Genomic DNA, 25189 nt, shown 5'->3' with positions numbered 1-25189 from the left:
AAATCCGCAAGATTCATCTACACTTTCAAAGTTCACACTCTATGGCTTACGTTTTCTACGAGCAATCAGGCAAACCCATCGTGGCGCAAGTCATGGAACAAAAAGAACAACACGTTCATGTCAAAGGGATTGGCTCGTCCTTACAAAAAATCAAACTCAAAGACGTTTTGCTACAAACAATTGCCCTTCCGACAGGTGTTGACGCACAATCTGCCGCACCCTCGATTGAGCAAACCGCTCAATCTGCTGATTTGGAGTTTATTTGGGAGTGCGCACCGGACGAGGTGTTTGAGTTCACATTTTTGGCACATGAGTATTTTGGCGAACAAGCCAACTTCATCGAGCAAGCCGCCATGTGGCACGCCTTGCACCATGCGCCCATCTACTTTGGCAAAAAAGGCAAAGGCCAATTCATCAAGCAAAACCGTGAGCAAATTGACATCGCATTGGCAGCGGTTGCCAAAAAAGAAGAACGCCTACGCCAACAAGCCATTTGGGTAGACGAGCTGATCGCAGGCCGCTGCCCTGATGACGTCCGCAAAATGCGCGATGCCATCGTTCAGAAAAAAAATGCCAACGACATGAGCTACAAAGCGGTCTTGGCCGCTTCAGAGCAATTAAACCTGCCGATTCCTGCGTTGTTATTACACGCTGGGGCCTACAGCAGTGCCTTTGACTATCACCGCGCATCGTTTATTTCTGAGCATTACCCCAATGGTTTAGCGGCCACGTTACCAATGCCAACCACCGATTGGCACGCCTTGCCTGTCAATAATGTCGTCACCGCATTCTCGATTGATGACAGTTTCACGACGGAGATTGACGATGCTTTTTCGGTGCAGGTCTTGGACAATGGTTGTCAGCGCATCGGCGTTCACATTGCAGCACCATCATTAGTGGTGGTACGCGATGACGCGGTTGATACCCATGCCGCGAGCCGCATGTCAACCATGTACACACCAGGCGAAAAAGTCACCATGTTGCCTGATGACTGGGTGGCTCAATTTAGTTTGGATGAGGGTTCAACCAAGCCAGTGGTATCCATCTATGTCACGTTTAATGCGACTGGCGAGACGCCCGAAGCCCAGTTCAGTGATGTTCAGACAGTGATTGAACAAGTTCACATCAGTGATAATCTACGCCACGATGTGCCTGAACTACAGCTATCGGTCGAAGACCTCACGGGCGAGCGCAGCGACTATCCACAAAGCCAAGCACTCAAAGTCCTGTGGAAAGCTGCCCAAGCCTTGTCAGCGCAACGCGACGCCATGCGCGGCAAACCCGAAAACAACAACCGAGCAGACTTCTCATTCACGCTTGAAAAAGACGTTGACGTCACGCCAACAGGTGATGAAGTCGTTCAGATCGTGCAACGCCAACGTGGCTCGCCGATTGATAAAATCGTCTCCGAATGGATGATTTTCGCTAATGTACGTTGGGCACAGATGCTCGATAGCCATCACGTCCCTGCCCTATTCCGCTCACAAAGCCCCATGGGCGTGCGCACCAGCACCCATGCGCAGCCGCACTTAGCCATGGGCGTCCCTGCCTACATGTGGGCAACCTCACCGCTGCGCCGTTACGCCGACTTACTCAATCAGATGCAGCTTAGAGCCGTGATTGACCACGGTGTCACAGCACCAATGCAAGCGCCGTTTAAGGCAAAAGAAGTGGATTTACTCAAACGGATGAGCGCATTTGACGAAAAATACCGCGCTTATGCCGATCAGCAAAATTTAATGGAAAAATACTGGTGTTTGCAATGGGTCAAGCAGCGCATGAACGAACATGGTCATTTAGAAGCACCCGCCATCGTGATCAAAGAAAATCTGATGCGTTTGTGCGACATCCCGCTGTACATCCCGAACTTCCCAACAGGTGACGCAGCACCGTCAACGCAACGAATACTGCGTTTGTCCAATATTGATTGGGTGGCGCTCAGCCTTGACGTACAAGTGGTTGAGCTGTCTTAAACACCCCACTCATCAAAAAAGTCGAGTTTTTCAAGCTCGACTTTTTCATGCTGTTTGATCATTCACACTCAAACATGCGAGGTCGGCGTAACCACCTCATCCATCGGCACATCAAAAGTCCCCACCTCAAACATGACCAACGCCTCATCATAAGCCACGCCGATGGTGAGTGGCTCATGCCCTTCTTGCTTCCATGCAGCCAAAGTACGGTCGTAAAAACCACCACCATACCCCAGTCGGTAGCCATGTTTATCAAACCCGACACACGGAATCACCACCACATCGGGACGAATCGGGTTCAATTCATCCAACTCAGGCTCTAAAATCCCCAAAGCACTGACCACCAAAGCATCATCCCGTGTGTAACGCGAGAATTTCAAGGGCACGTCTTTGCCAACCACAACCGGTAAAACCACTGAAAACTCTTCAGATAAAAGCTGTTCTGCCAAAGGCCTCAAATCAGGTTCACCACGAATCGGGCTATACAAGGCGATTACGGGAGAGGAATCTCCCTGCGCTTCTATAAGCCGATGCACCCCCTGACAAATGGCATCATCAAGACGTAATTTGTCAGGAATACCCATGACCTGACGGGCTGCTAATAATTGTGTTCGCAGCACGCGTTTGTCAACGTTTATCGGTACAATGTCATTCATTATTTTTAATTCATTAATATAGGCATCAATTGATTATGAGTCAGATCAGCAAACACATTCCGTTCATCCGTGTCAGTAGTGCTGCACTCGCTGTGTCAGGAATTTTGACCAGCACCACCATTTTTGCACAAAACACCTACGCTGAAAACCCTGTGACCAGCACCATTTCGAGCCATCCGTTGGACGGTGTCTTTGCACAATTGCGCGATGCTGCCCGAGCCAACAATGTTGCCCGTGCTGCTCAGCTCGCTGACCAACTATCAAGCTATCCTCTCACCTCTTACGTTGACTATTATCGCCTAAAACCACGCTTATTTAATAGTGATGGGACACCAAACGTCAACGCCCCAGATGGTGACATTGAACAGTTTTTCCGAACTTACGCAGGCCAAGCCTTAGCGGACCGCCTGCGCAACGACTATGCGCTGGTGTTAGGCGCTCGTGGTGATTGGCGAAATTTCCGCACCCACTACGCGCAGTTTAACCTCAAAGACGACATGCAGCTCAAATGCTATGAGCAAATGGCCAACGCAGCCGATGGACAGAATGTCACCAAAGCCACCATGGCGCTACTCACCGAATCCAAACATGCCAATGCTCGCGCCTGCCAACAACTGGTTCGTCAACTTGCCAGCAGTGGCAAACTAAGCAACGACGAAATCAACTACTTCGCCGCACTATCTGCATACACAAGCAGCACACAAGGCCAGGCCATCGCTGCATACAGCAGCAGCCCAAGCGCAGCAAGCATGGTCAGTTTGGTCAATCAAGCCAATGACGACAAAGGCAGTTTAGCTGGCAGTCTTCCCAGCAACAATGACCAAACCAGCGCACTGGCTCAAGCCTATTACGGCTACAGTGCCGCTCGCCGCGCAGCGCCAGATGCAGCAACTTACTACCGCAACGCTTACAGTCAATACAGTCGCTTACAACTACCCGATGACGTGCTCGGCTGGCAAGCACGCGCCGGTATGCGCGCAGGTGACTGGCAGCTCGTCGCATCAGGCATTGACAAAATGACCGATGCCGAAAAGAACACGCCCATTTGGCAATACTGGCGTGGCCGCGCCTACGCAGCGCAAGGTGATCGCAATATGGCCAACATGATGTATGAGCAAGCAGCAGGCTCGTTTGACTTCTATGGCATTTTGGCTAAAGAAGAGCTAGGTCAAAAAGTCAGTTTGCCACCAAATGCTGTACCCAGCACGCGTGAAGAAATCAACGCGGCATCACGCATTGAAGGATTTGAGCGTGCTCGTAAACTCCAAGCGATGAACATGACACTCGAGTACAACCGTGAATGGAACTACCCGCTACGCGGCATGACCGACCGCCAATTGCTCGCTGCAGCCGAATACGCCCGAAAAATCGGTTTTCTCGACCGCATGATCAACACATCTGATCGCACCCGCAGCGAATTCAATTTCAAACAACGCTACCCAACCCCCTACCTTTCGATCATGAACAACCGTGCGGCTGAAGCGGGTATCACGCCAGCGTGGGCCTACGGTATCATTCGTCAAGAATCACGCTTTGTTGTTGCCGCAAAATCCCACGCCAATGCCAATGGTTTGATGCAAATCATCCCTGAGACCGCACGCGCTGTCGCTCGACGAATTGGTCTATCTAATTTTACCCTAGATCAACTCTACAACATTGACACCAACATTCAATTAGGCACAGCTTATTTAGGGCAAACCAAAGATTTACTGGGCGGCTCGCAACCTCTTGCTTCGGCTGGTTATAATGCAGGCCCTGGTCGCCCCCCACAATGGCGTCGTACATTGACTCGCTCAGTTGATGGTGCGATTTATGCCGAAACCATTCCTTTCTCCGAAACACGTAGCTATGTGAAAAATGTGATGGCCAACACCATTTACTACCATTTATTACTCGATGGCCGTGCCCCATCTCTGAAGTCTTTAATGGGAACAGTCAGCCCTTAATCTCAATGAGCATGAAGCCTGAACCGCAAATCTACTGTGTCGGTGGCGCCATCCGCGATGAGCTGATGGGGCTGCCGTCGAACGACCTAGATTATGTCGTAGTCGGAGCCACGCCTGATGAGATGCTGCGTCAAGGCTACACGGCAGTCGGTCAAGACTTCCCTGTTTTTCTTCACCCTCAGACACATGCCGAATACGCTTTAGCACGCACAGAACGAAAAACCAGCAAAGGCTACACAGGCTTTGCTGTGCATTTTGACGTTGATGTCACACTTGAAGAGGACTTGGCACGTCGGGATTTAACGATCAATGCCATGGCCAGAGGCGTACTTTCGGATGGCTCGTTGAGTGCGGACTTGGTTGATCCCTATCATGGACAGGACGACCTTGAGCACAAAGTCCTGCGCCACGTCTCCCCCGCCTTTGTCGAAGATCCTGTGCGCATTCTGCGACTGGCTCGTTTTGCAGCACGCTGGCCTGACTTCACCGTAGCCCCCGAAACCATGGGCTTGATGCAAGATATGGTCAAGAACGGCGAAACAGACGCATTGGTTGCCGAACGCACTTGGCAAGAAATCTCACGTGGCTTGATGGAAGACACCCCTTCACGCATGTTTGTTGTGCTGCGCGAATGTGGCCTGCTCAAGCAATGGCTACCCGAAGTCGACGCTTTATTTGGCGTCCCTCAACGGGCAGATTACCACCCCGAAATTGATACAGGGCTACACGTGATGATGGTCATCGACAAAGCCGCTCAAATGAAGCTGTCACTTGAGGCACGCTACGGTGCACTGTGTCACGACTTAGGCAAAGGCAATACACCAGCAGAAGTTTTGCCACGCCACACAGGTCACGAGTCGCGTGGTCTACCACTGATTGATAGCTTATCCAAGCGTATTAAGGCAACAAAAGACTGTTGCGAATTTGCCAAAAAACTATCACAGGATCACACCACATTCTATTATTTGCCCGAACTTAAAGCAGGTACAGTACTAGATGTATTCAAACGTACCGATGCCTTGCGGCGCCCTGAGCGCTTTATTGAGTTACTACGCGCCACTCAAGCAGATATTTGGGGGCGTGGTGGAGACTTCTCAAATGCCCTAACCCCATGGTTTGATCAATGGCAGCGATTACTTAAAACAGTACAAAAGCTAGATATTTCAGAGATCGTCAGCCGATTCACATCAGAGCCCCACAAAATCCCTGAAGCACTTCATCAAAAACGTTGTGAAACCATTGCACCCTTGCTTCAAACATGGCAAAATGCTTGACACTAAGTAATTTTACTTAACATTCGTTTTCGTTTTTTGGCCTTGGTGTTTCTTTTGCGGAAAGTATCATAATATGATGAAATGGCTTGCCACTCGCTGGCTCAAAGCTCTCGGATGGACAGCCGTTTACAAGCAACCACCCACAACACACGGTATTTATCTGGCTTACCCACACACATCAAACTGGGATTTCTTATACGCACTTCTCTGGAAAATCTCCACAGGCGCTAAAGTCAAATGGGTTGCGAAAGAAAGTCTATTCGTATTTCCGCTCGGAATCTTCATGCGCGCCTTTGGCGGAATTGGCATTTCACGTAAAGGTGGGCAAGACAACGTCACAGCATTATGCAACACCATGCTTGCACAACCAGAATGCTGGCTCGCAATTGCACCAGAAGGCACCCGTAGCTATCGCCCCTACATCAAAAGTGGCTTTTATCATATAGCAACCACCACCAACGTACCCCTTGGTATTGGCTTTATCGATTATGAGCGCAAAGAAGTCGGTGTACGTGAGTACCGCTACGTGATGCCAACCATCGGCGAAGAACTCAAACAGCTGGCGCGTGATTACCATACACTCCATCCGTACGACGCGCATAAGGTTTGTGATTTGAAGTTGCGAAACTCCTTAGACGACCTATCAAGCGGCCACAATCACCGCGTATAACCCAAACATTAAATCAAAGGGCTCATCACCAAAGAGCGATTGACTTGACGCATCCCAACACCGTCAAGTAAGATAGCTCGACTCCCTTGTCTCTCATGAACATGCTGAAGCCATGATGGGAAGGCTTCTCGTCTATTGGCCTTCTACTTTAAGTCCAGCACCAACGAGTCTCTCGTTGTTGTAAGGCGTTTTGATAACACTGAAAAGCGTCGAATAATTCATCACTTAAATTAGGAGCTTCATGTCTCACACCCACACCCCACACCTCCCACGCGCTACCATTGCACTTTGGCTGTGTGCCTTTATTTGGGGCACCACGTTTTTGTTTCAAAAAACAGCGATGGATCACATCCCACCACTGTTGTTTAATGCCGCACGCTTCACGTTCAGCGTCGCGACTTTGTTATTGTTTTTATTTTGGCAGCGGGTGCGCGCTCACGAACACAGCCAGTGGTTCACTCATGACGAATTAAAATACGGTGTGCTGCTCGGCATCATTTTATGTGGCGGCATCACATTGCAGCAGATTGGTGTCGTTCACACCACCACATCCAATGCCAGTTTTATCACCGGTTTGTATGTGGTTCTGGTGCCTTTTTTCACGCGACTGGTATTTGGTACACCCCTCAAAGCATGGCAATTGGCCATGAGTGCACTCGCTGGGGTTGGCTTATTTTTCCTCAGTACACCTGACAACAACCTGAACTTTAACCGAGGTGACATCATCATCCTCGCCAGTACCCTGCTATGGGCGGCACATGTCGGCCTGATGAATCGTCTGAGCAACAAAGGCCGCGTTGTTCAAATGACCCTCGCCCAACTCACCATCTGCGCCATCATCAGTATCGGCGCAACCATCGTTTTTGACCCAGCCCCGAACTGGGACAAATTCAGTTTGGCGATTCCCTCACTCATCTACGCTGGTGCACTTTCTGGCGGTATCGCATTCATGCTGCAAATGTATGGCCAAAAAACTGTTTCACCCAGCGTTGCTGCCATCATCCTATCACTCGAATCCGTATTTGGTGCACTTGCAGGCTGGTACGTATTAAAAGATCCGTTCAACGCCCGTAATTTATTTGGCGCTAGCCTCATGCTTGCCGCGATTGTGCTGATTCAATTCACAGACAACATCGAAGCGTGGTTAAAAAAATGGGCAAAACGCAACAATAGGCCTGCTTAAACACATAAAACAATGAGCACCATATAAAAAGACAGATATCTCTGTCTTTTTTATATCAACGGAGGTTAATCAAACACTTAGGTTGCGGACACGTTTGGAAACTTTCATATAGGGAATCCAGATCGCAGCACTAATCATTGAGCGTAAAAGCTCTTTCATTGTCCCAGAATCAGCAGCGTCTCGTACTGCTGGAATCAGATTGCCCAGCGTAGTGTCCAGCAATAAAAATGTCACATTGATGCTTAAATACCAAATATACCACTTAGGAAAACGCCTTGATTTGATAAAAAATAAGTATAAAGCCACCAACCCCAAGACCACTGTCAGTGCATTACCCAGCATCTCGAAAATTAAAAATGGCCCCCATAATGGGTAGTAATAGTCGGTACCTGGCGTAGTCAAAACCTCCCAACTGCCATCAGAAAGAATGCTACCGAATATCTGCCAAGACTCCAACGGGGTTCTGATACAACTAACAATTAAACCAATAGCCACAACAATCAACCAGCCTCCCAGTCCCTTTGGCCCTTTAGCATCTGCTTTATGGATAGATGGTATTTCTGTTGATTTCGGTGCTGCATAAGGGTTGTTGCCAAACTCCTTCTCAGTTGGCATATTTTTTCCTTTAATTTTATCGATTAATGAGCCGCATCCCAATTAACCCCGACTCCCACTTCAGCAACAAGCGGGACTGATAAATCGGCGACGTTTGCCATGCATTGTGGGACAAGGGTTTTAACGATGTCCAGTTCGTCATTTGGTACTTCAAGGACCAGCTCATCGTGTACTTGCATAATGAGTTTGGATTTTAGGTTTTGCTTTTTCAGTTCGGCTGACACCGCAATCATGGCAAGCTTGATTAAATCCGCTGATGTTCCCTGCATTGGCGCATTGATGGCCGCACGTTCGGCACCTTGGCGTTTGCCCATGTTTCGATTATTGATGTCCGTCAAATACAAGCGGCGACCAAAGTGCGTTTTGACATAGCCGTGTTCACGGGCATATTGCTTCGTGGTTTCCATGAATTGTAATACCGCTGGATACTGCATAAAATAAGAATCCATATACTGTTGCGCCGCGGTTCGGCTGATGTCTAAATTGTTCGCCAAACCAAAAGCACTCATGCCATAAATCAAACCGAAGTTAATCATCTTTGCCATGCGTCGTTGATCAAAAGTGACATCATTTAAACCCACACCAAACACCTGTGCGGCTGTGCGCTGGTGAATATCCTCAAAATTCTTAAATGCTGAGAGCAATCCTGGGTCTTGCGACAGATGTGCCAAAATCCGCAGCTCAATTTGCGAATAATCGGCAGAAAAAATGGACGAACCTGAAGGCGCAATAAACGCCGTGCGGATTTTGCGCCCTTGCTCAGACTTAATCGGGATGTTTTGCAAATTAGGATCGTTCGATGACAAACGCCCCGTGACCGCAATCGCCTGACCATAGGTGGTGTGCACGCGCCCCGTCGATGGCTCAACCATGAGCGGCAGTTTGTCCGTATAAGTGGACTTGAGCTTCGATAAACCACGGTACTCTAATAATGTTTTCGGCAGAGGATAATCCTCTGCAAGCTTTTGCAACACTTCCTCATCGGTCGAGGCCGCGCCTTTGGCGGTTTTTTTGATGACGGGTAAGCCGAGTTTATCAAAAAATATCTCGCCGATTTGCTTGGGACTGTTCAGATTGAATGGCTGCCCTGCGAGCTCATAAGCCCGCTTTTCCAACGCCATCAGCTCTTGGCCAATGTGGTGTGATTGATTTTTTAGTTCATGTGCGTCGAGCAAAACACCGTTTCTCTCCATCTCAAACAACACATGCGACGTTGGTAATTCGATGTGTTCATAAACATTTCGCAAACCCTCATCCGCACAAATCAACGGATACATCACGCGATGCGCACCAATGCACAACGCCGCATCCTCAACCGCATAATTCGCCGCAGTCTCAATCGCGACTTGTGCAAAACCAATTTGCTGTGCGCCCTTGCCGCACAAATCCTCATAGGATGTACTCGAAACATGCAAATACCGTTCACCAATCGCATCAAGTCGATGCTGCGCATGTGAATCAAGCACATAAGACTCAAGCAAGGTGTCAAACACAACGCCGTTTAGCTGCAAACCGTGATTGGCCAAAACATGACTGTCGTATTTCAAATGTTGACCGATTTTTCGAGTCTGATGCGACTCCAACCACGGCTTCAAGGCCGTCAAAACCTCATCAAGCGGTAGTTGCTCAAGATTTTGCATACCCTCATGCGCAACAGGCACGTACCAACCCGCATCCTCTGTCACAGCAAACGACAAACCAACCAGCCGTGCCTGATGCGGAATCAATGACGTCGTTTCACAATCAAATGCGACCAGCTCGGCAGCGTTTAAGGTACTGATTAAATCGGTCAAACCCTGCGTCGTATTGACGATGGTGGTATTCACCTGCATCTTGGTGAGTGCAACCGCCATGGACTCAGTAGACCCTGTATCGGTTGAAAATAAATCACCACTTGTTTTTTTCGTCGTCTCGGTCTCGCTCGTACCCGCGTCCAGTGCCTTTAACCACGTGCGAAAGTTCGAGCGAGTGTATAAGGCACGCAAAGTCTCTTTGTCTTCGTCGCGATACAGCACCGAATCCAAATCAGGTACATCAGTCGTTAAATCCACATCACACTTCACCGTCACCAGTTGGCGCGCTTGCGGCAGCCAATCGAGCGCGGCGCGTAGATTTTCGCCGACTTTGCCCGTGACTTTGTCTGCATTCGCAACCAAGTTATCCAGCGTTTGGTATTCAGTTAACCATTTAACAGCCGTTTTGGGGCCGACCTTCTCTACACCAGGGACGTTATCAACCGCATCACCAACCAAGGTCAGATAATCAACAATCCGCTCGGGCGGCACACCAAACTTCACTGTCACACCGTTATTATCAAGTACCTCGTCGCTCATGGTGTTGTACCAGAGCACTTGTTCGTTCACGAGCTGGGTTAAGTCTTTATCCCCCGTCGCCATAATCGTCGCCCAGCCACTCGCACTCGCTTGGCGAGACAACGTACCAATCACGTCGTCAGCCTCGACGCCAACGACCGACAACACAGGCCAGCCTAAGCCACGTACCGCCAAATCAATTTCCTCAATCTGAGCGACCATGTCATCAGGCATTTTGTCTCGGTTTGCTTTGTATTCGGGATACCAATCGTCGCGGAACGTTTTGCCTTTCGCATCAAACACACACACCGCATGTGCTGTCGGCACAGTACTTTTTAACTTCTTGAGCATATTGATCATGCCGTACAGCGCCCCCGTCGGTGCGCCGCTCGGGCTGCGCAAATCTGGTAAGGCATGATAAGCGCGGTACAAAAAACTCGAACCATCCACCAACAGTAAAGTCTGCGGCGCGCTCGCCATCAAATCCGTAATTTTTTTCATTGCAACTTCCATCCTCAAGCCTCATCTATCGTACAATGAAGCCGTTATTTTATTAAATCCCAAAGGCCAGCTATGAATCAAAACGCCAAAGAAAAAATCCAAACCTTGAGCGAAACCCACGTCCTTGACGCCGAAAAACTCGGTCAACTCAAAGCCCGCGAGTCATGGCACATACTCGGCATTATGTCAGAATTCGTTAATTCTGCCGAGCAATTGGCCAATATTCGCCCTGCTGTCAGCATCTTTGGTAGCGCACGCACCAAACCCGGTCAGCCCTATTACGAAAAAACCGAAGAACTCGCCAACCTGCTCTCCAACGCAGGCTTTTCTGTCATCTCAGGCGGTGGCCCAGGCATTATGGAAGCGGCCAACAAAGGCGCTTTTCACGGAAAAGCCCCCAGCGTCGGCCTAAATATTTTGCTGCCGCACGAACAAACGGGCAACCCATACCAAAACGTTTCGGTCAACTTTCGCCACTTTTTCTCCCGTAAAGTCGCCTTTGTAAAATACGCCACGGCTTACGTCGTTATGCCCGGTGGTTTGGGCACTCTGGACGAATTATTCGAAGCCCTCACCCTCATCCAGACCCAAAAAAGCAAAAAAATGCCGATTTTTCTGTATGGCACAGAATTTTGGAGTGGTTTATGGTCATGGGTCGAAGAGCAATTACTCAGCAACGGCTTGATTTCTGCAGTCGATTTAGAACTCGTACAAATCACCGACAACCCTAAATTCATCGTCAACTCGATTTTTGATTTTTACGAGAAACGTGGCTTTGAAATGAGTGAAGAAGAACGACTGCAAATGTTGCAACTTTAAAGCGTTCATCTGGCAAGATTTTACCAACTAAACCGTCTTAGCTGACACGCTATATTGAGACTGATGCTTTACTCGTTTGAGAAACTTCGCAGTTTGCACAAAGCATGGTGGTTACTCATCATGCTTTCGATGTTATTTGCACCATCAATACGCTCGTCCACCACAAACAGCGGCTACTACACAGAGCTATGTACCGAAATGGGTTTTACCACTGTTTGGGTCAAATCACCCAGCATCAGTGCAGCAGATAACACATCAGACAGCACCACACAGTCGTCACATCAAAAATGCCACCCTTGCTGTCAGCCTGTGATGCCTTGGGCATTTTTGCCCACCTTGCTGTTGTTCGCATCTCCACGGCTGATGGCTCGGAGAAGCCGAGCCACACAGCCGAAACTCATTCACTATAGTCTTCGCTGGCAACTGGCTCAGTCGCAGGCGCCTCCTCGCACGCCATTGTTTGCTCATTTAAAAACAGCGCTCATCTGACCGTCGCACCCTTGTGTTTCGGTTGGTTGTACGCGCTTGTTATCAACTAATCGCTTATCACAATGGAGTGGTATATGAAAAAGACCATGATTTTCTTGGCGTTAAATCTCATTGCCGCCACCAGCCAAGCCCACGTTGGCTTCGTTCAAGACAAAGCAGAACAAGGCAGCACCGTTCGTTTTGCCCTCAAAGTGCCTCACGGCTGCGGCACAGCTGCCACAAGCAGCATCAAAATCAACATCCCCGAAGGCATTCAAGCAGCAAAACCCATGCCAAAAGCCAACTGGGATGTCAAAATCAATAAAGCCACTTTGTCAAAGCCATACGAATCTCACGGCAAAACAGTCACCGAAGACGTCAACAGCCTCACTTGGTCCAATGGCAACTTGCCAGCTGACTTTTATGACGAATTCGTTTTTCAGGCCAAAGCAGCCAGCGCGGCTGGCCCTGTTTATTTCGTCGTCGAGCAAAGCTGTGGCAACACCAAGCAGGTTTGGCAATCGATGAGTCATGACGACGCGTATCCAGCGGCTGTTTTTACCATCATGCCAAAAGCTGAACAAACCCACAGCAGCCATCACCACTAAAGCCTTTCTAAAGTCGTTTGCGCACATCATCGGTGTGCGCAAAGCATCCAAAAGCTCAGATTGAGGAATAGAAATCATGAATAAATTCAACTGGTTAATAGCCGCAGCACTGATGGGCGTGACCATCACCACCCACGCCAAAACCACCGCGAGAGACGCATGGGCACGCGCCACAGTTTCGGGGCAAAGCATGGGCGGCGCGTTTGTCACGCTCGTCAGCACAGAAAATGCTCAGCTGATCGCCGCCAAATCACCTGCAGCACAAGAAGTACAGCTGCATGCCATGAGTCACGAAAACGGCATGATGAAAATGGAGCAGCAGCCCAGCATCCGACTGCCTGCGAAACAAAAAGTTGAGTTAAAGCCAGGTGGCCTACACCTCATGTTCATTGGTTTGAAGCAGCCTTTGGCAGCAGGAAGCAAAGTCCCCGTCACACTCACGATCAAAACCACTAAAGGCAAAACGGAAATCATCAAAGTCATGGCCACTGTTAAAGCATTGGGACAAATGGATACAGAACACACTGGACATCATTGAATAAAGAACTACGAACACCATTTAAATTATTGACAGAGAAAAACAAGTCAAAACGAATTCGTTCTGATGAGTAATTTTTGCTAAAATACGTCCCATCACGCTGCGCGTTATCCCAACGCGCAGTTTTTTATGTCAAATGAACAAAGACCATGGCCGTTTTCACCCCCATCACCTCAGAGCAGTTGCGCGACTGGCTGCAACCGTTAAACCTCGGCGAACTCGTTGAATTCAAAGGCATTGCCAGCGGCATCGAGAACTCAAACTTTTTTGTCACGCTCAAGCAAGATGGCACAAATACCGATTACGTGTTGACCATTTTTGAGTTGCTCACCCCCGAACAACTGCCGTTTTACCTCGAACTCATGCAGCACTTGGCCATCAAGGGCATTCCTGTACCGCGTCCTTTTGCGGACAAAAATGGCACATTGTTCCGCCCACTTGCAGGCAAACCTGCCTGCTTGGTCAGTAAATTAGCGGGCAGCGACACAGCCACACCGACGCCAGCGCACTGCGCCAGTGTCGGCCGCGTATTGGCGCAGATGCATTTGGCAGGTAAAGACTTTAACGGCACTCAGCCGAACCTGCGCGGTTTAGACTGGTGGGTGATGATGGAAAGTCGCGTGGCTGAGTTTCTCCCAGATAAAATCGCAGACCTGCTGCGTGATGAAATCAGCGAACAACAAAAATTCGCCCAAACGGCCCAATATCAATCCCTGCCCAGCGGTGCAGGTCACTGTGACTTATTTGTCGACAATGTTTTATTCGCCACCCCCGATGAGCCTGCTTTCATTGATTTTTATTTCGCAGGGGTTGATAAATGGTTGTTTGACCTCGCGGTCACGGTCAATGACTGGTGCATTGAGCGCAGCACAGGCGAGCTGCTGACCGAGCACTTTCACGCCATGATGTCCGCTTATCACGCTGTGAATCCACTCACTGACGCAGACAAGGCTGCATGGCCGATGATGCTACGCGCGGCGGCCTTGCGTTTTTGGATTTCGCGCTTATATGACTACTACCGCACCCGCGAAGCCGAGATGCTCACCCCCAAAGATCCCACACATTTTGAGCGTATATTGCTCAGTCGACGTGCCGCACACGACAACTTTCTCTGGATTTAAATCACATGAACGACACATCAACACCGACAACCACGACACTTTCTTTTAAAATCGCCAGTATGCCGATTGGCAGCGGTTTTACTTGGTTCAAAAATGGCTTTTTGCTACTCAAAGCACAACCTTGGTCGCTCTTCATCACCGCAGCATGGACAATTCTCTTGTCATTGCTCATCAACAGTGTCCCCTTCATTGGCTTGGCATTATCCACCGTCGTCATGCCAGCATTATCATTCGGTATGGCCGACGTGGCGCAAAAAATCCGACTTCAGCAAGGCGTTACGCCTTTTGACGTATTTTCAGGCTTTCACGCCAATCACCGCACACGACTATTCGCACTCGGCGCCATTATCGCCATCATCCCTGCCGCTGTCGCACTGATTTTGCAGCAAGTCGACACGACCCCGATTGCGAAAGCCATAGAACTATTTAGCAATACGCAACCCGCAACCAACCTGTCCGAAGCCACCACCATCGCCAGCGAAAACCGCCTTAAGCTTGAAAACCTCTACTTCAACGACCCCGCTTTTTATAAAGCGATCAATAGCCTGTATCTGCTGACGTTCACCATGATGGGTTTGATCGCTCTGTTCGTTTACAGCCCACTATTTTTGGTTTGGCAAAACACATCGCCACTGCGCGCCATGCTTTACTCTGTCATCACCATCTTGAAAAACATATTGCCCCTGATTGTATTGGGATGCTTGATGCTGTTTGCTTTTTTTGTGATATCCATACTGCTATCGATTCTCACAGCCGTCGCTCCGTTAATCAGCACTTGGCTCATATTGCCAGCCATCTGTCTATTCACCGCGCTCAACTACGCTGTCATCTTCGCCAGCTATCACAACATCATCATGGCCAGCCTGAAAAAAGCTGTCAACCAAAACCCAATGTCGGCAAACACATAATCATTTATGAAAAAACGCCTTGACAAACATCTTCAAGGTCATCATAATGCCAATCTTTCGGCGAATTAGCTCAGTCGGTTAGAGCGACGGAATCATAATCCGCAGGTCCGGGGTTCGAATCCCTGATTCGCCACCAATATATAGCCAAACGTCACCCGACGTTAGCAAGAAACAAGCCTGAAGCCCGCGTAATTGCGGGCTTTTTGCTATTCATAGCCAACCCTTGGCAACCATAGGCGAAAAATAACTTGTGTATCCGTATGTGTATCCGTTATGATGACAACACATTAATCGAACCAACGGATACACTAAACCACCCTATCCGTTTGATTTTATTGAAAAACCATCAATAAGTGAACGGATACACAAATGGCTGCCGAAAAACTCAATCCCGCAAAACTACCCAAAGACATCAATAACATAGAACGTGCTTTATTGGGCGACGACACAGTATTGTCTCTATTCATGGATGCAGCGGGACAAGTGAGCATACCCACATCATTATCAGACGGCAAAGGCTTAACCCTCATACGTCGCGAATGGGGCGCGTGGTTTTGGTTTTATCGTTACCGTATTCACGGCAAGGCAAGCCGTTTATCGTTGGGTGAGTATCCAGCCGTTACCCTTGCCCAAGCCCGTCAAAAGCACTCGGAAGCCTACGCACAAGTCAAACAAGGCATAGACCCCGCACAGGCACGCCAAGAATCGAAAGCGCAGGCCAAAAAGGAAGCGCAAAACACATTTGAGCAAGTGGCAAAGCTATGGTGGGAAAACTGGCGCATTGGCAAAGGCATCAGCGAGAAACACGCCACAGCCACATGGCGCAGGCTTGAAGCCGATGTGCTGCCCAAATTGGGCAAGCGTTCAATCAACGCCCTCACCTTGCGTGAAATCGCCCCTGTGCTCAAAGCCATTGAGGAGCGCGCCCCTGTGCTGGCAGATAAGGCATGGGTAGCATGTGGGCAAATATTTAGGCACGCTTGCGCACTGGGTATAATGGAAAGCAATCCTTTAGCCAATATACGGCGCGGGGACTTATTGGCAGGCAAACATCAAGTAGTGAACCAGTTGCGTGTAGGTATTAAGGAAATGCCCAACCTACTGCGAGCTATAGATTCATACGATGGCGTACTGGCGCGTTTAGGCTTGCAGTTGATGGCTTTAACCTTTGTGCGCCATGGTGAGCTACGCGGCGCAGAGTGGCGCGAGTTTGACCTTGAAGCGGGATTGTGGACAATCCCAGCTGAGCGCATGAAAATGCCCACCCCACATATCGTGCCATTATCACGCCAAGCGTTAGAAGTTATCGAGCAATTGCACCGTATCAATGGCCACCGAAAGCACTTATTCCCAAGCACCAAGGGTGAGAATAAAGTGATGAGTGATGGCACACTGAATAAAGCCTTGCACATATTGGGATATAAAGACCGCATGACGGTTCACGGATTTAGAGGGGTGGCATCGACAGAATTACACGAAATGGGTTATCCACACGAGCACATTGAATTACAGCTTGCCCATATGGAGCGCAACAAAGTAGCCGCTGCATACAATCACGCCAAATACGTGCCTCAACGTAAAAAGATGATGCAAGCATGGGCAGACAGATTGGATGAATTAAGGCATAGCGGTCAGATTCTTAAAATGGCACGTTCACAATAAAGGTGGATAAAATGAATTTTGAAAAATATTATTTTGAACAAATAGAGCAAGAAATACGCTCAGGACAAATGGCCGAAACCATCCCTGATTACTGGCGCAAACGTTATCAGACAATCCAAGTAAGCAAAAAAATATTACTTGAACTATCCACAGCTTCAGCAAGCGAGTCAATAAAAATCCTTGCATCACATGATGATGAGCTAACCCATGAGGTCATCCTCGAATTAATGAGCATCAAATTCAATAATGGTGCTGATTATGCGAGGGCGCAAGCCGAAAAAGAAAACCACAAAAATCATAAATTAGCCCAAGGTGAGCCACTGTTGGATTTAAAGTGCTGGTTTTATTGCGAAATCAAAAAGCGAGGCAAAGTCAAAGAAAATCACGGTCAAAAAGAAGGAGGCTGGAAAGACTTTCAAGAAATTTATGTCCAAATAGGTGAAAGCATCATTGAGACCATCTACAAACCACAGGGCATCGACACCTTTATTAAAACGAATGGATTAAACGACACTCAAAAACTACGGGCGTTTCTTAAAACGCATAAAGACAGTGATTCGAGCACCCTCACAGAAAAAGATGGGCAGTTGCACAAATGGCTAAAAGAAGCTGCTAATGATGGCAGCGTCATCATTTATGATTGGCAAAAACACGACACCACACAAGAACAAATCTTTGAGGCCACATGGTTCACAATACAAGACTACGTTCAAAGAAAGGTAATAAAAACAACTGCTTAGCTAAAAAACATCAGCATTAAAAAAGGCTTTACACCTCAGGTGTGAGGCCTTTTTTTTAATCAATTCCTTTAGAGTCGGCACATAGCAAGTTTGGCTATCAAAGACCATAGTTAAAAAGGAGTCGCAAATGACGACATTATCACTACCCACCCAAGGCCTCAGCCGATGGAAACAATTTCAGCCGTTTTGTCCATTCAGTAAAGAAAAGTGGCGACAGCTTGTTTTAGAGGGCAAAGCACCACAGCCGATAAAGCTCGGTGCGCGTTGCACCATGTACCGTAACGAGGAGCTGCACAAGTTTTTTGAGTCGCCTCTTGATTACAGGGCTTGAACTGCCCCATCAATTTTAACCCAGTATTAAAAAACCATAGGCGCGTGCGATGGTCGCCAGCCTTACCCCTCCATCCCAACCGTTTTAAAAGCGAATGCAAGATGACATTCATTAGCCAAGTTACGCCCGCAATCAACGAATCAGCCTTATATGACAACACACTCACACGGCGCACAAAGCAACACATCATGCTCAAAAAGGAGCTGGGCAATTGGCTTGTAAGCATTGAATGGACGCACCTCATCACACTAAACACCAACCAAGATTATCAAGTGGCTACCATGCAAGCCAAGCTCAGACGTTTTCACAGCAATATGACGAGCCGTTTATTTAGAAGCCGAGGCTATGCAAATGAACAATGGTTATGGTGTGGTTTTATTGAATACGACAGCCGAGGATTCGCACATTTTCACTTATTGCTTAAAATATGCCCAACCAAGACAGAATGGACGCTCAGAATTTTAGAAACCCAATGGCTCAAACAAGCCCAGCATGGCAGTGTAGACATTCAGCAGATAAACCGAGACAAAAAGCGAGTAGTCGAATATGTGACCAAACACATAGATAAGCCCTGTTTTTATGAAAGTTGGATTATCTGCCCCAATTCACAATTAGTTAGCAATCAACTCCAAAAAACAACGGCTATCAGCTAAAATCTACGGTCAAATCAATTAAAACCGAGGTCACTCATGAGCGCACTACAAACGATACTTAGCCAATTTAAAGCCACCGCCCAAAGCGAGCGCGAAAAAGGCACATATTTCGAAGAGCTTGTGGTGCTTTACCTCAAAAATGAACCCAGCTATCAAGACCTGTACAGTGACGTATGGACATACGCACAATGGGCAGACAGCCAAGGAATCGACAAACGAGACACGGGCATTGACTTGGTGGCCAAGACCCAAGGCACGGATGAATACCACGCCATTCAATGCAAGTTTTACGCCGATGACTATCGGATTCAAAAATCCGACATCGACAGTTTCTTTACCGCATCGGGTAAAAAGCCATTTAGTCATCGCATCATTGTCACCACGACCAATAACTGGTCAGAACACGCCGAAGACGCACTCGCCAATCAACAGCCACCTGTCAGCAAAATAGACCTACACGATTTAGAAAACAGCCAAATTGACTGGTCACAATATCAAGCCAAATCCTCACCAAAATTCAAAGACAAAAAGAAGCTGCGCGACCACCAAAAAGGCGCGCTCAGTGCCGTAGCGCATGGTTTAAAGACCGCAGAGCGTGGCAAGCTCATCATGGCCTGTGGCACGGGTAAAACCTTTACCAGTCTTAAAATTGCCGAAAAACTCGCAGGCAAAGGCAAGCGTGTTCTGTTTTTAGTGCCTTCATTGTCACTTTTGAGCCAAACCCTCACCGAATGGACGCAAGAATCCGAAACGCCATTACACAGCTTCGCCGTGTGTTCGGACAGTGATGTGGGTAAAAAGCGCAAAGCCGATGATGACACGGTGCAAACCTTCGCCCATGAATTGCGCTACCCCGCGACTACCGATGCCAGTCGTCTGGCAATAGAAATGACCAAACGACACGACGACGAGCACATGAGTGTCGTATTCTCTACCTACCACTCGATAGATACCATCAGCAAAGCGCAAAAAGAACACAACCTAGCCGCATTTGACCTCATCATTTGTGACGAGGCGCACCGCACCACGGGGGCGACATTTGGTGATGACGATGAATCAAACTTTGTCAAAGTCCACGATGCCGACTTCATCAAAGCCGACAAACGCCTGTACATGACCGCTACGCCGCGCATTTATGGCGAAATGGCAAAGGCCACCGCCGACAAAGACAACATCGCCCTGTGCTCAATGGATGATGAAAACCTCTACGGCAAAGAGCTACATGTCATTACATTCTCAGAAGCTGTGCGCCAAGGCTTATTGGTGGATTACAAAGTCCTCGTACTCGCCATGGATGAAAAGCACGTCAGTTCACGATTACAAGACCTACTCGCCGACGAGAACAACAGCCTTAAAGTAGACGACGCAGCCAAAATCGTAGGCTGTTGGAAAGCTTTATCCAAGCAAGGGCTGCATGAGGAGCTTATTGGTGACAAAGACCCCATGCGCCGCGCAGTGGCGTTCTGTCAGGTCATTGACATTAAAGCCAATGCGCGACAACACAAGGTCAGCTCAAAGAACATCGCCAACATGTTCTCAGAAGTGGTTGAAGCCTACAAAGCCAGCGAAATAGAAAACAGCTTCGAAACCGAATCACTGCCCCCATCATTGACGCTCAAATGCGAAGCCGAACACGTCGATGGCGGCATGAACGCCACCGCCAAAGAGGACAAGCTCAATTGGCTCAAAGAACAAACCCCACAAGACACCTGCCGCATTTTATCGAACGTGCGTTGTTTATCTGAGGGTGTGGATGTGCCTGCATTGGATGCCGTGCTATTCCTTACCCCACGCAACAGCCAAGTGGACGTGGTGCAATCCGTTGGGCGCGTCATGCGCAATGCCGAAGGCAAAAAGCGTGGTTATGTGATATTGCCCGTGGTCATCCCCTCCACCATGACACCCAGCGAAGCACTGAACGACAACAAAACCTATAAAGTTGTTTGGCAAGTCTTACAAGCCCTACGCAGTCATGATGACCGATTCGATGCCATGATAAATAAAACCGACCTCATGGGCGTGGACAAACGCAAAATGGAAGTCATTGCCGTCACCGACAAAATCAATGCCAAAACCAAAACACAAAAGGACGCCAACGGCAAAACCATCAAAAACAAAAACACAGGACGCGGCGGCTCATCCATAGGCACGGCAGATACACCCGTTCCTGCTCAGGGCGAACTGGCCTTTGAAGTGGGCGAAATCGAACGCGCCATCATCGCCAAAATCGTTGATAAATGTGGCAACCGTCACCACTGGGAAGACTGGGCGAATGACATCGCTAAAATTGCCAATACGCATATTACTCGCATCCAAACCATATTGGAAAACCCAAACAACACCGAAGCCATCAGTGCATTTAACGCCTTCGCCCATGAAATCCGTGACGACCTCAATGGCGCAATCACCGATGCCGAAATCGTCGAAATGCTCGCCCAGCACCTCATCACCAAACCCGTGTTTGATGCCCTGTTTGAAGGCTACAGCTTCGCCCAAAACAACCCGATGAGCCTTGCCATGCAAGACGTGCTCAATGTGCTCGAAAAACACCACCTCGAAAAGGAAACCGATACCCTAGAACGTTTCTACACCAGCGTCAAAGAACGCGCCGCAGGCATCACCAACGCCACAGGCAAACAAAAGATTGTGGTGGAGTTGTATGACAAATTCTTTAGAAATGCCTTTCCACGCATGACCCAGCGGCTGGGCATTGTCTATACGCCCGTGGAAGTGGTGGATTTTATTATTCACAGCGTGAACGACATCCTCAAAAGCGAATTTAACCAAACGCTGGGCAGTGACAACGTCCACATCATTGACCCCTTCACAGGCACAGGCACATTCATCACCCGACTATTGCAAAGCGGTCTTATCGCGCCCGAACAACTGGCGCACAAATACAAACACGAAATCCACGCCAATGAGTTGGTATTATTGGCTTACTACATCGCCGCCATTAATATCGAATCGGTGTACCACGACCTCATTAAAGAACAGAACCCTGATACGGAAGTTCAATATCAACCGTTCAATGGCATTTGTCTCACCGACACCTTCCAAATGAACGAAAAGGAAGACCTTGTCAGTGAGTTACTCGAAGCCAACAGCAGCCGTCGCAAACGCCAAAAGAAACTCGATATTCGGGTGATTATTGGCAATCCGCCGTATTCGTCAGGGCAAGAATCTGCGAACGATAATAACGCCAATGTGGTTTATCCGAAATTGGATGAGGAGATTCGTAACAGTTATGCTGCCAAATCAAAAGCCACGAATAAAAACGCTTTATATGACAGTTATATCCGCGCCATTCGCTGGGCGAGCGACCGCATCAAAGACGCTGGGGTGATTGGGTTTGTTTCAGGAAGCGGATTTATTGAAAAGCCAGCAATGGACGGTATGCGTAAATGCTTGACCGACGAGTTTACAAACATGTATGTGTTGAATTTACGAGGTGATATTCGTAAAAATATGTTGAGTCGTGGCAAAGCAAAAGAAGGACAAAATATTTTTGAGAGTGGCAGCATGACTGGTATTGCTGTTACTTTTTTTGTGAAAAATCCTCAATCAATGAGTCACGGAAATATTTATTACCATAACATTGGTGATGACTTAAAAACCAGTGAAAAAAAAGAAAAACTAATCGAATTTGCCAGCATTACAGGCATCACCGCAGCCAATGGCTGGGTCAATATCACACCTGATGTGCATGGCGATTGGATTAATCAGCGCGATGACAGCTTTAGTGAACACATCAGCTTGGGGGATAAGAAGGATAAGAGTAGTGAGGTATTGTTTGAGAATTATTCAAGTGGACTTAAAACACAACGTGATGCATGGTGTTATAACTATTCAAAGCAGTTACTAGCTAAAAATATGCGTCTAACCATTAACTTTTATAACGAAGAAGTTGATAGATATATCAATAGTAATTGTCCACCAAATACAGAAGATTTTATTTCATTTGAAAACTCAAAAATTAGTTGGACTCGTGCATTAAAGTGGGATTTGGAAAAGCAAAGGAGATTTAAATTTGCTGCAAATAAAATTGTTATCTCGCTTTACCGCCCTTTTACAAAAGCGGCTTTGTATTTTGATAGAAGCTTTAACGAGATGGTTTATCAAATGCCCCGCATTTTCCCCGACGCTTCGGCTGAAAATCGGGTGATATTGATTAATGGGAAAGGCTCAAGGAATGGCGTGTCATCGCTAATGAGTGACTGCATTGTTGATTTAAATATGCTTGAAGCTGGTGCACAATGCTTCCCCCTCAAACTCTACGAACCCAACGTCAGCGACACAAGCAACGCCGCCACGCCACAAAGTGAGATGTTTGACGATGCATCCGAAGTGGGCTTGTCTAATGGTGCAGCAGGTCAATACACAATCAAAGACGGCATCACCGATGCGGGTTTGGCGCATTTTGCAGACTTTTATGCTGCTCAAATGCCAGCAGGTGCGAGCATCAGCAAAGAAGATGTGTTTTATTACACCTATGGCTTATTGCACTCAGAGGACTATAAAACCCGCTATGCCGACAATCTCACCAAAGAATTGCCACGGATTCCTCGCGTGAAAACCTATCGTGATTTTGAGGCGTTCATGCAAGCTGGGCGTGCTTTAGCAGAGTTGCATGTGGATTATGAAAGTGTTGCACCCTACCCCGTGAATTTCGTGGGTGGCGCATTGGCAGTGCAGGCTTTGTCAGATAAAGATTTTTATGTCACCAAAATGAAGTTTGGTAAAGGCACAGGTACAGACGAAGACGGTAAGCCTATCAAACACAACAAAACTCGCATCGAATACAACGCCAAAATCACCCTCACCGACATCCCACTTGAAGCCTACGACTACATCGTCAACGGCAAACCCGCCATCGAATGGGTCATGGAACGCCAATCCGTCACCACCCACAAAGACAGCGGCATCGTCAACGACGCCAACGACTGGGCAATCGAAACGATGAATAATGCACGCTATCCACTCGAATTATTGCAGCGGGTGATTACCGTGAGCATTGAGACGGTGAAGATTGTTAAGGCATTGCCTAAATTGGAGATTTGAGGATGTGCACTCTATCATGCATTCTTTTCACGCAAATTGTCTTGTTTACATTCGTGGCACTTTTATTTGTGTTGTCTGTTGTAATATTGTATTTTTTTAACGAAATATTTAAAAATATTATGGGTTATAAGAGCATGAAAGCGAGCATTAAATATGTTTTTGGCTTTGTGGGCGTATCATTATTTGTATGGCTATTTTATAAGTATGTTTGGCAAATCCCGTTATGGCCTGAAATACCCCCAGTTCAAGCGCCGACTGTGAACGACTTGCGTGGTCAATTTGGCGATTTTTTTGGCGGTGTGCTGAATCCAATTATTGGGCTTGCAACTGTGATGCTTGCGCTGCGTGCTTATCACGATGAAAAGGTAAAAGACAGAGAAACGGCCAAAACAACTAATTTTTTGAAAATGTATGAGACTTATGTTTCTTTGGCTGCTAAAGACAGGCACTCTATTAAGAGTGTTGTTTGGGGTAGCACAATAGTTTCTTTTGATAATAAAGGAGTGGGAGTAGGTAAGAGCGAGCTTTTATATGCAATTGAAAAAGAGGCAGTGTCAAGCCATCTTAAAAATAATGATTTTTATAAATATGCCCCATTACTGCGCATAACTTATCATTTACTTAAAAGAGAATTAATTCAAGATGGTACTCAAAAATGGGACAACATTCGATTTTTTAGAGCGCAGTTAACAGAAGATGAGTTGATATTAATGGCGGTAAATTGTTTATGGGATGATGAAGGGCGTGATGGTTTGGCAGAAGTGGCTAAGAAAGCAGGCCTATTTAAGCACTTAAAAACTCAGTTATTTGTTTCCTTACTCAAAAATGAGGCTGATTCTGACGGCTTTTTTAACATCAAAATCACTGAAGATAAATACAAGGCAAACCCAGTCATATTGGATAAAAAATGACCCTCAAACTCCCTAAATTCGCACCACAAGCAGCCCAGTTATGGAGCTTGCTATCCATTGACGATAAAAGAAACATTTTAGAAAATGTGTATTGCAGCCATTGCAAAAATGTCACAACCATGTTTAATGCGTCAGGCAAGGCAGAAAAAGGCAGCTTGATACTGAATGGGCAGTGCGCCGTGTGCATGAACCCCGTCGGGCGTTACATTGAAGCGGATGCGTTTAGATAACCAAAATAT

General features: G+C 47.7%; 21 protein-coding genes and 1 tRNA gene. 19 read left to right on the top strand and 3 right to left on the bottom strand.

Annotated elements, in window-relative coordinates; all coding sequences use genetic code 11:
- Nucleotides 1-41: 41 nt before the first annotated feature.
- Nucleotides 42-1973: a ribonuclease catalytic domain-containing protein gene (locus tag IE082_RS00205; protein ID WP_189490135.1), complete on the top strand. Its 1932-nt coding sequence runs from the start codon at nucleotides 42-44 to the stop codon at nucleotides 1971-1973.
- A 68-nt stretch (nucleotides 1974-2041) separates the two neighbouring features.
- Here the strand turns inward: IE082_RS00205 and IE082_RS00200 are convergent, their stop codons facing one another.
- Nucleotides 2042-2629 carry a 5-formyltetrahydrofolate cyclo-ligase gene (locus IE082_RS00200; protein WP_189490133.1) on the bottom strand — a complete coding sequence of 196 codons (588 nt, stop codon included), beginning with the start codon at nucleotides 2627-2629 and terminating at the stop codon, nucleotides 2042-2044.
- 35 nt (nucleotides 2630-2664) lie between these two features.
- On the opposite strand from IE082_RS00200, the gene IE082_RS00195 reads away from it, so the two are divergent.
- From IE082_RS00195 to IE082_RS00180, 4 genes are all read left to right on the top strand, one after another.
- On the top strand, nucleotides 2665-4575 hold the full coding sequence (locus IE082_RS00195) for a lytic transglycosylase domain-containing protein (RefSeq protein WP_189490131.1): 1911 nt from the start codon (nucleotides 2665-2667) through the stop codon (nucleotides 4573-4575).
- 11 nt (nucleotides 4576-4586) lie between these two features.
- Nucleotides 4587-5849 carry a multifunctional CCA addition/repair protein gene (locus IE082_RS00190; protein ID WP_189490129.1) on the top strand — a complete coding sequence of 421 codons (1263 nt, stop codon included), beginning with the start codon at nucleotides 4587-4589 and terminating at the stop codon, nucleotides 5847-5849.
- Nucleotides 5850-5922: 73 nt separating this feature from the next.
- Entirely contained in the window at nucleotides 5923-6519 is a 597-nt protein-coding gene (locus IE082_RS00185) for a 1-acyl-sn-glycerol-3-phosphate acyltransferase (protein ID WP_189490127.1), read from the top strand.
- Between the two features lie 241 nt (nucleotides 6520-6760).
- The gene (locus IE082_RS00180; protein ID WP_189490125.1) at nucleotides 6761-7702 is read left to right on the top strand and encodes a DMT family transporter; all 942 of its coding nucleotides are present in this window, start codon (nucleotides 6761-6763) and stop codon (nucleotides 7700-7702) included.
- Between the two features lie 69 nt (nucleotides 7703-7771).
- Here IE082_RS00180 and IE082_RS00175 read toward each other — a convergent pair whose 3' ends face one another.
- A complete protein-coding gene (locus tag IE082_RS00175; protein ID WP_189490123.1) occupies nucleotides 7772-8317 on the bottom strand; it encodes a DUF2569 domain-containing protein in 546 nt (181 codons plus the stop codon).
- Nucleotides 8318-8340: 23 nt separating this feature from the next.
- On the bottom strand, nucleotides 8341-11109 hold the full coding sequence (gene polA, locus IE082_RS00170; RefSeq protein ID WP_189490614.1) for a DNA polymerase I: 2769 nt from the start codon (nucleotides 11107-11109) through the stop codon (nucleotides 8341-8343).
- Between the two features lie 93 nt (nucleotides 11110-11202).
- Here polA and IE082_RS00165 point away from each other — a divergent pair, with 93 nt between their 5' ends.
- The 14 genes from IE082_RS00165 (at nucleotide 11203) to IE082_RS00100 (ending at nucleotide 25180) form a co-directional block, all read left to right on the top strand.
- On the top strand, nucleotides 11203-11949 hold the full coding sequence (locus tag IE082_RS00165) for an LOG family protein (protein ID WP_189490120.1): 747 nt from the start codon (nucleotides 11203-11205) through the stop codon (nucleotides 11947-11949).
- Between the two features lie 63 nt (nucleotides 11950-12012).
- Entirely contained in the window at nucleotides 12013-12438 is a 426-nt protein-coding gene (locus IE082_RS00160; protein WP_189490118.1) for a hypothetical protein, read from the top strand.
- 74 nt (nucleotides 12439-12512) lie between these two features.
- Nucleotides 12513-13025: a YcnI family copper-binding membrane protein gene (locus tag IE082_RS00155; protein WP_189490117.1), complete on the top strand. Its 513-nt coding sequence runs from the start codon at nucleotides 12513-12515 to the stop codon at nucleotides 13023-13025.
- Between the two features lie 76 nt (nucleotides 13026-13101).
- Nucleotides 13102-13563 carry a copper chaperone PCu(A)C gene (locus IE082_RS00150; RefSeq protein ID WP_229809647.1) on the top strand — a complete coding sequence of 154 codons (462 nt, stop codon included), beginning with the start codon at nucleotides 13102-13104 and terminating at the stop codon, nucleotides 13561-13563.
- Nucleotides 13564-13712: 149 nt separating this feature from the next.
- Nucleotides 13713-14684 carry a homoserine kinase gene (locus IE082_RS00145; RefSeq protein ID WP_189490115.1) on the top strand — a complete coding sequence of 324 codons (972 nt, stop codon included), beginning with the start codon at nucleotides 13713-13715 and terminating at the stop codon, nucleotides 14682-14684.
- 5 nt (nucleotides 14685-14689) lie between these two features.
- The gene (locus IE082_RS00140) at nucleotides 14690-15592 is read left to right on the top strand and encodes a BPSS1780 family membrane protein (protein ID WP_189490113.1); all 903 of its coding nucleotides are present in this window, start codon (nucleotides 14690-14692) and stop codon (nucleotides 15590-15592) included.
- Between the two features lie 59 nt (nucleotides 15593-15651).
- A tRNA-Met gene (locus tag IE082_RS00135) sits at nucleotides 15652-15728 on the top strand.
- 233 nt (nucleotides 15729-15961) lie between these two features.
- The gene (locus IE082_RS00130) at nucleotides 15962-17254 is read left to right on the top strand and encodes a tyrosine-type recombinase/integrase (RefSeq protein ID WP_189490111.1); all 1293 of its coding nucleotides are present in this window, start codon (nucleotides 15962-15964) and stop codon (nucleotides 17252-17254) included.
- Between the two features lie 11 nt (nucleotides 17255-17265).
- Nucleotides 17266-17994, top strand: a complete 729-nt coding sequence (locus tag IE082_RS00125) for a hypothetical protein (RefSeq protein ID WP_189490110.1) — start codon at nucleotides 17266-17268, stop codon at nucleotides 17992-17994.
- Between the two features lie 127 nt (nucleotides 17995-18121).
- Nucleotides 18122-18325 carry a helix-turn-helix transcriptional regulator gene (locus IE082_RS00120; RefSeq protein ID WP_189490108.1) on the top strand — a complete coding sequence of 68 codons (204 nt, stop codon included), beginning with the start codon at nucleotides 18122-18124 and terminating at the stop codon, nucleotides 18323-18325.
- Between the two features lie 188 nt (nucleotides 18326-18513).
- Nucleotides 18514-18978, top strand: a complete 465-nt coding sequence (locus IE082_RS00115) for a rolling circle replication-associated protein (protein WP_189490106.1) — start codon at nucleotides 18514-18516, stop codon at nucleotides 18976-18978.
- Between the two features lie 36 nt (nucleotides 18979-19014).
- Nucleotides 19015-24039, top strand: coding sequence for a DEAD/DEAH box helicase (locus tag IE082_RS00110; protein ID WP_189490103.1), 5025 nt, complete (start codon nucleotides 19015-19017; stop codon nucleotides 24037-24039).
- 53 nt (nucleotides 24040-24092) lie between these two features.
- A complete protein-coding gene (locus tag IE082_RS00105; protein WP_189490102.1) occupies nucleotides 24093-24950 on the top strand; it encodes a putative phage abortive infection protein in 858 nt (285 codons plus the stop codon).
- The gene (locus tag IE082_RS00100; protein WP_189490100.1) at nucleotides 24947-25180 is read left to right on the top strand and encodes a hypothetical protein; all 234 of its coding nucleotides are present in this window, start codon (nucleotides 24947-24949) and stop codon (nucleotides 25178-25180) included. The genes IE082_RS00105 and IE082_RS00100 overlap by 4 nt, the downstream gene beginning before the upstream one ends.
- Nucleotides 25181-25189: the final 9 nt, after the last annotated feature.

This window comes from Formosimonas limnophila (assembly GCF_014652675.1).
Lineage (GTDB): Bacteria > Pseudomonadota > Gammaproteobacteria > Burkholderiales > Burkholderiaceae > Hydromonas > Hydromonas limnophila.
This window is presented reverse-complemented; position numbering and strand designations above follow the sequence as displayed.